The sequence below is a fragment of the Shewanella sp. FDAARGOS_354 genome, assembly GCF_002209245.2.
Lineage (GTDB): Bacteria > Pseudomonadota > Gammaproteobacteria > Enterobacterales > Shewanellaceae > Shewanella > Shewanella xiamenensis.
Genome location: NZ_CP022089.2, coordinates 1,613,006 through 1,625,855 on the forward strand (window position 1 = coordinate 1,613,006; position 12,850 = coordinate 1,625,855).

Annotated in this window: 7 protein-coding genes; 5 read left to right on the plus strand and 2 right to left on the minus strand. The window is 46.3% G+C overall.

The features are described from left to right. Positions 1 to 47 precede the first annotated feature (47 nt). Entirely contained in the window at positions 48 to 2,342 is a 2,295-nt protein-coding gene (gene feoB / locus CEQ32_RS07340; RefSeq protein ID WP_088585764.1) for a Fe(2+) transporter permease subunit FeoB, read from the minus strand. Beyond that, positions 2,335 to 2,574, minus strand: coding sequence for a FeoA family protein (locus CEQ32_RS07345; protein ID WP_011623257.1), 240 nt, complete (start codon positions 2,572 to 2,574; stop codon positions 2,335 to 2,337). Before CEQ32_RS07345 ends, feoB begins: the two co-directional genes overlap by 8 nt. Positions 2,575 to 2,999: 425 nt before the next feature. On the opposite strand from CEQ32_RS07345, the gene CEQ32_RS07350 reads away from it, so the two are divergent. The 5 genes from CEQ32_RS07350 to CEQ32_RS07370 all read left to right on the plus strand — a co-directional run bounded on the left by CEQ32_RS07350 (position 3,000) and on the right by CEQ32_RS07370 (position 12,786). Then, the gene (locus CEQ32_RS07350) at positions 3,000 to 3,965 is read left to right on the plus strand and encodes a DmsE family decaheme c-type cytochrome (RefSeq protein WP_088585765.1); all 966 of its coding nucleotides are present in this window, start codon (positions 3,000 to 3,002) and stop codon (positions 3,963 to 3,965) included. Positions 3,966 to 3,978: 13 nt separating this feature from the next. Beyond that, positions 3,979 to 6,117, plus strand: a complete 2,139-nt coding sequence (locus tag CEQ32_RS07355; protein WP_088585766.1) for an MtrB/PioB family decaheme-associated outer membrane protein — start codon at positions 3,979 to 3,981, stop codon at positions 6,115 to 6,117. A gap of 35 nt (positions 6,118 to 6,152) precedes the next feature. Then, a complete protein-coding gene (locus tag CEQ32_RS07360) occupies positions 6,153 to 8,072 on the plus strand; it encodes an OmcA/MtrC family decaheme c-type cytochrome (protein ID WP_088585767.1) in 1,920 nt (639 codons plus the stop codon). Between the two features lie 245 nt (positions 8,073 to 8,317). Then, positions 8,318 to 10,504: an OmcA/MtrC family decaheme c-type cytochrome gene (locus CEQ32_RS07365; RefSeq protein ID WP_037427914.1), complete on the plus strand. Its 2,187-nt coding sequence runs from the start codon at positions 8,318 to 8,320 to the stop codon at positions 10,502 to 10,504. 329 nt (positions 10,505 to 10,833) lie between these two features. Continuing rightward, the gene (locus CEQ32_RS07370) at positions 10,834 to 12,786 is read left to right on the plus strand and encodes an OmcA/MtrC family decaheme c-type cytochrome (RefSeq protein ID WP_037427913.1); all 1,953 of its coding nucleotides are present in this window, start codon (positions 10,834 to 10,836) and stop codon (positions 12,784 to 12,786) included. Positions 12,787 to 12,850 lie beyond the last annotated feature (64 nt).

The window sequence follows — 12,850 nt, forward strand, 5'->3', positions numbered from 1 at the left end:
TGCTTTTATCTTTGTAACCACTAAGCTGACATTTATTACTCAGGGATTTACTCACTAATAATCCGCACGCCGGGGATAATTTGCTGAGTTCTGCGCCCTTTACGTTTTAGCCATAGATAGAATATGACTAACGCACTGAGGAAGAAACCAATCCATAAACCCGATTGCAATGGGTGCTCGGCAAAGGTTGCTACTTGGTAAGCGATAGTTGCACTGCCATAGGCCAGAGAGAATGTCCATGTCGCTGCAAACGTTGCCCAACGAGTACCAAACTCGTTCACTAAAGCGCCCATCGCCGCAACACAGGGAGTATAGAGTAAAATAAACAACAGGTAAGAGAACGCCGCTACCTTGGTAGTAAACCCAGATTGCAAGGCACTAAAGGTTGACGTTGCAACACCTTGCGCCTCTGCCGCAACATCGGTACTGGATACATCACCCACAGATAACTTAAGCGGGTCTTCCAAATCCAAACCGAACAAGTTTGCAGGAATGGTCGCAAGTGCCTCGTTAAAGCTGTCTGCTAGTGGTGTTAATTCACCGTCCTCAGGCGCCGCATTGGTATATAAGCTATTGAGTGTTCCCACCACCGCTTCTTTAGCAAAAATCCCGGTGATAATACCTACGGTTGCAGGCCAGTTATCTTGTTCAATCCCCATCGGCGCAAAGATTGGAGTCACTTTCTGGCTCGCTACACTTAAGAGTGACGCTTGGCTATCCTCGTGGCCAAAAGTGCCATCAATACCAATCGCATTGATAAAGTTGAGCAGTGTCACCACCAGCACAATGGTTTTACCCGCACCAAGGATAAAACTCTTAGTCCGCTTACCAGTACGCACCATCACAGCTTTAAATTTAGGCAACTCATAGCTTGGTAACTCCATCACTACCGCACTACTAGTGCCTGGTAATAAAGTGCTTCGCAGCAACAATCCGGTACCGATGGCCGCAAAAATCCCGATGATATACAGTAAAAATACCAGGTTTTGGCCAGAGTCTGGAAAAAATGCCGCCGCAAATAGTGCATACACAGGCAACCGGGCACCACAAGACATAAAGGGAGCCATCATTCCCGTGACAATACGCTCACGCTCACTGCCTAAGGTACGCGTTGCCATAATGGCTGGCACAGAGCAACCAAAGCCCACGATCATTGGTACGAAAGCTTTGCCCGGTAAGCCTATGCGACGCATTAATCCGTCAACCACAAACGCGGCACGAGCCATATAGCCCGAACTTTCAAGAACAGATAAACCAAGGAATAATGCCGCAATCACAGGAATAAACGTAGAAACCGTTTGAATACCTTGGCCCACACCACCCGCAAGGATAGTCACCAACCAAGCTGGCGCGCCTATGTTATTGAGCAATGCACCAAAATGATCGACCAGTAATGCCCCTGCAAACACATCGAAGAAATCGATAAACGCACTGCCGATGTTGATGCTGAACATAAACATCAAATACATGACAAATAAGAACACCGGAATCCCAAGTACAGGATGTAAGACTAATTTATCGAGTTTATCGCTCAAGGTTAAGAAGCCATCGGCTTTAACGGAACCTTGGAATACTCGCTCAACAAAATTAAAGCGAGTGGTTGCGACCATCACTTCAATGTCGTGTCCTTGCTGCGAAATTTGCTGAGTACAAGTATTCACCTCATCCTGAAGCTCAGCATTTTTACAGCTACCACAACCAGAACCGTTACCCAACATAGCTAAGGCGCGGCCACGGCTTAAGTTGGGATCTTTACTACAAAGTAGTTGCACGCCTGCTTCAATTTGCTCGTCGTAATCAAGTAACAAAGGCGCTTCAGATACACGACCTTGAAGTAAGTCAAGCACTTGCGCTTGTACTTTAGCAACATCAGCAGGATCGCGAGAACAAACCCCAATCACTGGGCAGCCCAATTCTTGACTCATTTTCTTTAAATCGACACGAATGCCACGCTTGATAGCAGCATCGATTTTGTTCAACACCACCACCATAGGGATCGACAATTCACGGAGTTGTGCCGTCAAATAGAGGTGGCGCTCGATATTGGTCGCATCAACTAAGTTAATGATGCCATCGACACGTTGTTCGGCGAGATACTGTTGAGCAATCTGCTCATCGAGAGAACAATCACAGCTATTACCCGCAGGGAGTAAATCATAGATACCGGGTAAGTCGGTTAAGTAAACGTCAGCACCATTGAGAGTGAAATGGCCGGTTTTTTTCTCAACCGTCACACCGGACCAGTTGCCAACTTGCTGATTCGCGCCTGTAAGCGCGTTAAAGAGTGTTGATTTCCCAGCGTTTGGGTTACCAACGGTGACGCAATGAAACTGCTTAGTCATTCGCCTTTTCCACCTCAATAATGTCTGCCAAGTCTCTGCGCATACAAAGCTTACTACCACGAATATCCAGCTCTAAACCAGAGCCCATTGGCGCTCGGCGAATCAAAGAAAATCGTGTATTTGGGGTAATGCCCATGGACAATAATTTACGCTTCACTGTTTGCGGCAAATCTAATCGCCCGATTTCAGAAATAATGCCACGGTCACCGGGACTGAGTTCGCTTAACTTCATTACCTATTTCACCTTGTAACAGCTTCAGCTTGAAAAACTGTGTTCATTGTATCTGAGCTATGGAGCTAATAACTTTACCTAGATCAAGCTTTTTGACTGGTAACGATAATAGTTTTCAATTGTGTTGAGTATTATGTGACAAAAATCTCAATGAATAAACGCCTGACCGAAAATAAAAATGCCAGCTAGCTGCCACCATTTATTGCAATGGAAAAACATGTTCAATAAGCGTTAAAAAAAGTCATCCCCGTTATAAAATGAGACATTGGTCACACTTATTGTTTATCCCTACAAAATCATTCCTCTTTACAGTCAACCCGCTAAAAAATGTTAAGCACTTGTCACATGCTTGTTCTAATATTAATCAGCTAAATTAGCGATGTCGAAAGCTTGAAAAATAACAAATAAAACGCACTCGGGAATAGATGAACATGGATATTGGTTTAAAGTTCAAAAGCATAACTCAGGTTATGCTTGCTCTGATGTTATCGATACTCAGCCTTTCAACGGTAGCGACACCTTGGGATGACAAGCCACCCGAGCAGGTCGTCGCGACTTTGGACAAAAAGTTTGCCGAAGGTAAGTACTCGGCTAAAGGGGCTGACACTTGCCTGATGTGCCATAAAAAAAGTGCGGTTGTAATGGCCATTTTCGATGGTGTGCACGGTAATCCTAATATTAAAGAATCCCCCATGGCCGACTTACAGTGTGAGGCTTGCCACGGCCCTCTTGGTAATCACAATAAAGGTGGCAAAGAACCGATGATCACCTTTGGCCAAAACTCCCCCGTTCCCGCGCAAAAACAAAACAGTGTTTGTATGAGTTGCCATAACGACGATCAACGCATCGCGTGGAAAGGTAACCACCATGACAATGCCGACATCCCTTGCAGTAGCTGCCACCAAGTACACGTGGCAAAAGATCCTATTAGCGACAAAGCGAACGAAGTAGCGATTTGTACCCAATGCCATACTCAACAAAAAGCGGATATGCACAAACGCTCATCCCATCCACTACAGTGGCAACAAATGGTCTGTAGCGATTGCCACAATCCCCATGGCAGTTTAAATGATGCCAGTCTGAAACAAATGAGCGTCAACGAAAACTGTTACAGCTGCCACGCCGAAAAACGCGGTCCTAAATTGTGGGAACATGCGCCAGTCACCGACAATTGTGCGAACTGCCATAACCCCCACGGCAGCGTGAATGAGTCAATGCTCATCAGTAAACCGCCACAATTATGCCAACAATGCCACGCCTCCGATGGCCACAGCAGTAATGCTTACTTTGGTAATCAAACCAATGCCTTCACCTCGGGTAATTCCTGTATGAATTGCCATGGACAAGTGCATGGTTCAAACCATCCATCCGGCAAGTTGCTCCAGAGATAACAAGGGAATGATCATGCAAATAATGAACATATCGACTCCTAAAGCTTGTTTCTCACTCACATTACTGGCTTGGGCGATTAGTGGTGTACTCAACACAGCCCATGCTGAAGGATATGAAATCCAAAAAGCGAATCGCAGTGGCGTAAAAAGTGAGGCATGGAGCTGCAAGCAATGCCAGCCCAAAACAGGGCGCCAAGTCAACGTCAGCGCCACGCTCGCCTACAATGACGGCGAAGATAGCCGTTTTGGTAATCGCACTGGCACGGATAAAGATGGCTTGGTCGGTGCCGTGGGCGCCGATATGCAATACCAAGCTGAGAGTGGTTACCAAACCCGGCTAGAGGCCGATAAATTGGGATTTGATACGGGTTCTGCCAAGCTCACCACAGGCCAACCCGGACACTATCAAATCCAATTGGGTTATAAAGGTCTCGCCAACTATCAATACAATCAGCTAAAGAGCCCTTATCTTACCGATAACGATAAGATGCTCTTGCCTGATAATTGGGTAGCGGGAGCAACGACCCACTCCATGCCGTTACTGCAATCGAGTTTAATCGAGCAGGACTTAAGCATTACGCGGGATAGATTTAACCTCGGCGGTTACTACGCAGGCCATATCTCATCGAGCAGCCGCTACAAAGCCTCGGTGAACTACCAGCATGAAAACCGCAGCGGCACGAAAAAGACCAGCGCAAATATTCTCACTAACAGTGTGATGTTGGCGCAGCCAATTGATGACAGCACTGATGAAGTCGATGCCAGAGTTTATTTTGGCGGCACAGGCTGGCAAGCGGGCATAAACAGCCAGATAAGCCAATATAAGAATGACCATCAGGCACTGCTATGGCAATCGGCCTATACGCCCACATTTGGTGCGGCCTACTTTGGCCAAAATGCCGTCGACCCAGATAACAAGGCCTATCGGATCGCCGCCGAGGCCAGTGGTGGTCAAAATGGTCATAACATCCTTATGCACGTGGGCATCAGTAACATGTCACAGGATGAGGCTTTTCTACCAGCAACCATTAATGGCCCCTCCCCTGTACTGCCAACCGATAATCTGGATGCCCAAGTGGACATCCTAGATATGGTGCTTAAGTATTCAGGCCGCATCACACAGGATTTGAGTGTTCAAGCCAGTTATAACTATCAAGACAGGGAAAACAAGACGGCTCAGTTAGATTTCCCACAGGTCGTGACCGACAGCTTTTATCAAGGCACAGCTACAAATCGTCTCTACGATAAACGCAGTAAACAATTTGATCTCAAAGGCAAATACCGCCTATCGCCGTCGGCCTATGCTGAAGCGGGATATAGCCGAGATGAAATCATTTATTCGGAGCTTGATAGGCAGTCCATCGATGAATCGGGTCTCTTTGCCAAACTCAGCTACCGCTATTCGCCAGCTTGGTCAGCTTGGTTAAAGGGCGAAGTATTAGATCGTAATGGCAGTGAATACGATGCTGTAACAAGCACACAAAGTCCGAGTAATCCTTGGCTACGTAAGTCTTATCTTGCTGATCGCAAACGTCAAAAAGTCACCTTGCACACAGATTACCAAACCGATATAGGGTTCTCTGTGGGTGCGAGTTTACACAGTATTGATGATGACTATAACCATACATCAGTCGGGCTCACCCAAGTGTCTTACCTTGGCTACGATGTAACTGCGCAGTATCTAATTAGCGACAATCTAAGTCTTAACGCCTATCTCAACCAAGACTGGCGCGATTCAGATCAGGCCGGAAGCAATCGTTTCTCAACACCTGATTGGTACAGCACCGCTGAAGAGAAATCGACCCTGATTGGCGCGGGTATCGCCTATCAAAACCTGCTGGATAATCGTTTAGATCTGGGATTGGACTACAGCTACTCCGATGGTCAAAGCGATACTGAAATCACCTATGGCATCACTAGCCCCTACGGTGACTACTACAGTCGCAAGCACAATATTAACGCCTACGCCAAATATAAGCTGGCCGACAGTATGTCATTACGCTTCGATTGGTTGTTCGAGAAATATCAAGATGCAAACTGGCAAAACCAAAACATCACTTGGGACACGGTCCCCAATGTGCTCAGTTTTGGCGACATCAGCCACGATTACAATGCTCATTACTTAGGTTTGACCTTAAGCTACCAAATGTAACTTAGGCACTGACAGCGTATTCCAAGGATAGAAATATGAACAAGTTTGCCAAATTAACCACACAATATAGTTTGATGCTGCTCCTCGCCACACTTGTCTCCGCTTGTGGGGGCAATGATGGTAATGATGGCTCACCCGGTGAGCCGGGGAAACCACCCGCAATAACGATCACTAGCCTAAACATCATGGTCGATAAAGTTACCGTGACCGACGGCATTGCCCAAGTCGATTATCAGGTGAGCAATCAAGACGATGAAGCCGTGGTTGGTATTCCTTCAGCCACCTTTATTGCGGCGCAATTACTACCTCAGGGCGCCACAGGTGCTGGTAATAGCAGTGAGTGGCAACATTTCACCTCTGAAACGTGCGCCGCTTCTTGCCCAGGCACGATTGTTGACCATAAAAACGGCCATTACAGCTATCGTTTTAGCGCCACATTTAACGGCATGAATGGGGTGACATTCGTTAACGACGCCACCCAACGAGTAGTCATCAAACTGGGCGGTGATGCATTAGCCGATGGCACAGCGCTCCCTATAACTAATCAGCACTATGATTGGCAAACCTCGGGGAATACCTTAGCTTATACCCGTAACTTAATTACCATTGAAACCTGTAATAGCTGCCACAACAATTTAGCGTTCCATGGTGGACGTTATAACCAAGTTGAAACCTGCGTAACCTGCCATAACAGTAAGAAGGTCAGCAATCCCGCGGATATTTTCCCGCAAATGATACACAGCAAACATTTAACGGGATTCCCTCAATCCATCAGTAATTGCCAGACTTGCCACGTTGATAATCCAGATTTAGCCGAGCGTCAAAATTGGCATAGGGTACCCACCATGGAAGCCTGTGGTGCCTGCCATACCCAAATTAATTTCCCTGCGGGCCAAGGCCATCCAGCACAAGCGGATAATAGCAATTGCGTTGCTTGCCATAATGCCGATTGGACCGCAAGCGTACACGGCAATGAAGATCAAATAGCCGCGTTAGCTCAATTTAGTCCAAGCATCAGTAGTGCAAGCATGGATGCCAATGGCACAGTGACTGTTGCGGTGACCCTGATCAACCCCAGCACAGGCACTGTTTACCTAGATAGCGCAGATAAACTCAAATTTATCAGCGACCTAAGGGTTTATGCTAACTGGGGAACCAGTTTCGATTACAGTACCCGCTCTGCGCGCTCAATTCGTCTCCCTGACTCCACGCCAGTTTCTGGCAGCAATGGCACCTACGTTTACACTATTTCAGGTCTCACCGTTCCCGCTGGTACTGAGGCCGACCATGGAGGCTTAGCGATTCAGGGCCGGGTATGCGCCAAAGACAAAGTCTTAGTGGATTGCAGCACCGAACAGGCAGAAGTGCTGGTGATCAAATCAAGTCATAGTTACTTCAATATGTCTGCATTAACCAGCACTGGCCGCCGCGAAATCATTAGCAATGCCAACTGTGCTAGCTGCCACGGCGATCAACAACTGAATATTCATGGTGCGCGCAACGATTTAGCAGGCCAATGCCAACTTTGCCACAACCCGAATATGCAGGCCGATGCTACAGCGGCAAATCCCTCCATTACCTCCTTTGACTTTAAACAGTTAATTCATGGGATCCATACCAGCCAATTTACTGGTTTTGCAGATCTCAACTACCCAGGAAAAATCGGTAATTGTGCTCAATGCCATATCAAAGATGCAGCAGGCGTTTCAACGGTTGCCCTGCCCTTAAATACAGCGGTTCAACCGCTTGCGCTTAACAATGGCACCTTTACCAGCCCAATTGCCGCCGTATGCACTAACTGTCACTCAAGTGATGCGACCCACAATCATATGAAGCAACAAGGGGCCGTGTTTGCAGGCTCCAAAGCTGATGCAACCGCAGGCACTGAAACCTGTGCATTCTGCCATGGACAAGGGGCCGCCGCCGATGTACTCAAAGTCCACCCAATTAATTAACCCTATGATGCAGGCCAAAAGGCCTGCAACTGCAGATATAAAAGGAACTCATACTATGCAGTCTTCTACCTCTAAAGAAATAGTCAGATCTCAATCACATAACCCGCTTAAAGTGACTGATAAATACCAATGACTTAGTTAGCCTTACAGGTGGGATCTAATCCCACACATTAAATGCCAATAATGAGATTTATTCTTATTTGATAAGTGTTTAATGATGATTAAAACTATTGCAGGGAAATATCATGATGAAACGGTTCAATTTCAATACCGCAACAAAAGCGATGTTGGGTGCCGGTTTACTTTCACTTCTTCTCACTGGCTGCGGTGGCAGTGACGGTAAAGATGGTGAAGACGGTAAACCAGGCGTTGTTGGTGTCAATATCAACTCCACCTCAACCTTAAAAGCAAAATTCACAAATGCCACTGTTGATGCAGGCAAAGTCACCGTTGATTTTACGTTGGAAAATGCTAATGGCGTTGCCGTATTAGGCTTAACTAAAGATCACGATTTACGGTTTGGTATTGCGCAATTAACTCCAGTTAAAGAAAAAGTGGGTGAAACTGAAGCTAACCGTGGTTATCAATGGCAAGCTTATATTAATGCCAAAAAAGAGCCAGGTACTATTCCATCCGGCGTTGATAACCTCAAGCCATCAGCCCAATACCAAGCAAACGTTGAAGCAGCAAGTAAATGTGATACTTGCTTAGTTGACCATGGTGATGGTAGCTATAGCTACACCTACCAAGCCAACATTGCCAATGTAACTCAGCCATTAACCGTCACTTACAGCGCTGACGCGACTCAACGCGCGACGATGGAGCTTGAATTACCACAACTCACAGCCAACGCCCATTTCGACTGGCAACCTTCTACTGGTAAGACGGAAGGTATTCAAACCCGTAACGTGGTTTCTATTCAAGCTTGTTATACCTGTCACCAACCTGAAAGCTTAGAGCTTCATGGTGGTCGTCGTATCGATATTGAAAACTGTGCCTCTTGCCATACTGCGACCTCTGGCGATCCAGAATCAGGCAATAGCATTGAATTTACTTACATGATCCACGCTATCCACAAAGGTGGTGAGCGTCATACCTTCGATGAGACAGGCGCAGAAGTACCTGCTCCTTATAAGATTGTCGGTTACGGTGGTAAAGTGATCGACTACGGCAAAGTAGGCTTCCCATTAAAACCTGCTGCTGATTGTTCAGCTTGTCACGTTGAAGGTGCCGGTGCACCTGCCAATGCAGACCTATTCAAAGCAGACTTAAGCAATCAAGCTTGTATTGGTTGCCATACTGAAAAACCATCTGCTCACCATAGCAGCACTGACTGTACCTCTTGCCACAATGCGACAGAGCCTTATGGCGGTACTGGCAGCGCAGCCAAACGTCATGGCGATGTACTGAAAGCCTATTCTGACACCAAAGCGATGGGTATTAAGTTCAGCAATGTGGGTGTAAATGCAACAGGAAAAATCACTTTCGATGTACAAGTGATTGATAAAGATGGCAATGCAATCGATAAAGCCTATGTAAACCAAACCTCACGCGTTGTTGTGGCTTGGGATTCTGACAAAGATTACCCAAGCTCAGCAGCAGCTTCTTATAGCAACCGTCGTATCGCCCTGAACGAAGGTACCTATAATGAAGCGACCAAAACCTATTCACTAACAGGTACTAAGTTCAGCTTACCAGCGGATGCTAACGGTAAAACATTTGAACTCTGGTCTACATTAGAGGTTTGCTTCAACAATGGCGGCTATGGCGTTGCTGATGTTGTGATGACAGACTGTACTGTACCTAACGTCCGTAAAGTACCAGTTAAAGAAGCACCATATCACTTCGTTTGGAAAGATGGTGGTGTGGATAGCACTGCAAAAGCTAAAGCACGTCGTGAAATCATCGACCCAACTAAGTGTCAAGGCTGTCACAATCAGGAAATCCACCACTATGACAACGGTGTAAACTGCCAAACTTGTCATACATCGGACAAAACCCTGAAAAATGATGCGGCCTATCCAGGCGGTAAGATACCAACCAGCTTTGCTTGGAAAGCGCACGAGCGTGAAGGACATTATCTGAAATATGCAGGCGTACAATCTGGTACTGTATTAAAAACCGATTGTGCAACATGTCATACTGCAGATAAATCAAACGTTGTAACGGGTATTGCTTTAGGCAGATCACCAGAACGTGTATGGCGCTACGGTGATATCACAAATAATGGTGCTGATATTTGGGTATCTTCCGATGCTGGTGCATGCTTAAGTTGTCACCAGAAATATCTGTCTGACGCTGCCAAATCGCACATCGAGACTAATGGCGGTATCTTAAATGGCTCAAGTGCAGCAGATGTTCAAACTCGTGCCTCTGAAAGCTGTGCGACTTGCCATACTCCATCACAATTGATGGAAGCTCACGGTAACTAAGCCGACGTAATTCTCTCAATAGAGAGTAAGAACAAAAAGAGAGAGGTATCCCCTCTCTCTTTTTTATTTTAGCTTCACAATCCGCCGTTTTTTTGATCTAAATTTGTTTTTCCCCTGTGGTTTAACTACCTCTTTAGAAATAGAAAGATCCAAGTCACACATTAGCAAAGGCTTAGAAGATTTTAGAGGCATGTTAGGTTAGCCTTTCCTTGGGGAATTCTATTTCCAGCATCCACTTAGGTTGCCTTCAAGACCAAAGCACAGACAAAGAATCTGTCGGGTGAAGAAGACAAGCACTTAAGTAATGCCAAACCTATGCAGGGAAAAAAATGATGAACGCAAAAAAATCAAAATTCGCACTGCTGCTTGCAGCAAGTGCCGTCACTATGGCCTTAACAGGCTGTGGTGGTAGCGATGGTAACGATGGTAAACCCGGTGAACCTGGTGGAGAGCCAGCTCCCGCTATTCAAAAGCTCAATTTTACATTCAACAAATCTGTTGTGACTAACGGTGTACCTAGTGTTGAATTCACTGTCACCAACGAAGACGATTTACCGGTCGTGGGTCTGCAAAAAATGCGTTTTGCAGCAGCTCAATTACTTCCTCAAGGCGCTACAGGTGCCGGTAATGCCTCTCAGTGGCAATACTTTGGTGATGAAACCTGTGATCTCGCTTCAACTTGCCCAGGTACTTTTGTTGACAAGAAGAACGGCCACTACAGCTATACCTTCAAGATGAACTTAACTGCCAATGCTAAGATCACCTACAACGACCAGTTGGCTCAACGTGTGCTAATCCGCGCTTACAATACGCCACTACCAGATGGCACCTTAGTGCCTAACAGCAACGCTTTTGTAGATTTCACCGCTGACACAGGTGCCGAGCCTGGTTATAGCCGTAAAATCGTTGCCACTGAAAGCTGTAATACTTGTCACCAAGACTTAGCACAGGTTAAACATGGTGGTGCGTATTCAGATGTTAACTACTGCGCAACGTGCCACACCGCAGGCAAAGTGGGCGTAGGTAAAGAGTTTAATGCTCTAGTTCACGCCAAGCATAAAGACCTGACCTTAGGCTCATTAGAAAGCTGCCAAAGCTGTCACACTGAAAATGAAGCAACACCTGATTGGGGCAACTGGTCACGTATTCCAACTGCCGCAACCTGTGGAAGCTGTCATAGCACTGTGGATTTTGCTGCGGGTAAAGGCCACTCTCAACAACTCGATAACTCTAACTGTATCGCCTGCCATAACAGCACTTGGACAGCCGAGTTACATACAGCTAAAACCGCTGACAAAAAAGCCGTTATCGCTCAATTAGGTATGTCTGCAACATTAGCTGCTCAAGCAGACAATACTGCGGTATTAACCGTGTCTATCTTAGATAAAAACGGCAATGCCATTGATGCGGCGAGTGTACAAAATAAGATTAAACGTTTAGAAACTATCACTAACGTTGGACCTAACTTCCCCATCATGGGCTATAACAAGAGCCCAGGTAGCGGTACAGCTAAAGTGGCCAAAGATCTAGTCAAAGATGGTGCATTACAAGCTGATGTTACCATCGCTGATGGTAAACTGGTGTTCACTACTCCTGCACTGCCATTTGGTGCGGGCGATACTGATACCGCCTTTACCTTTATTGGCTTAGAAATGTGTAACACTGGTACCACATTAACGGCTTGTACTGCTAATAGCACAACCACCAGTATGAAAGCCGAGTTAGCCTTTGGTACTAAATCTGGTAAAGCGCCTAGTACACGTCATGTTAACTCAGTGAACTTCAGCACTTGCCAAGGCTGTCACAGTGACACCTTTGAAATCCACAAAGGTCACCATGCAGGCTTTGTGATGTCTGAACAAGTTTCACATGCCAAAGACGCAAACGGTAAGCCTATCGTGGGTGTTGATGCTTGTGTTGCCTGTCACACACCAGATGGTACCTATGCAAACGGTGCTAACAAAGGTGGTTTCGAAATGAAACTACACGTGGTTCACGGTGAGCAAGGCGTGATCAAAGAATGTACTCAGTGCCACAACGACTTCAACTTAGATGCATTTAAAGTGAAAGGTGCACTGGCTACTTCTGCAGGTAAATACACCACCCCAATCACAGCAACTTGTACTTCATGCCACGCGCCAGAATCTATCGGCCACGGTTTAGAAAATATGGGTGCGATTGTGAATGGCGATTATACTCAAGCCAACCAAGCGGCACAGTCAGAAACCTGTTTCTACTGCCATACCCCAACAGTTGCAGATCACACTCAAGTGAAAATGTAATTTGCCCAAGCAGGGGGAGCTAGCTCCCCCTTTCTTGAATTTTGTTGGGACAAATTGGGAAGCC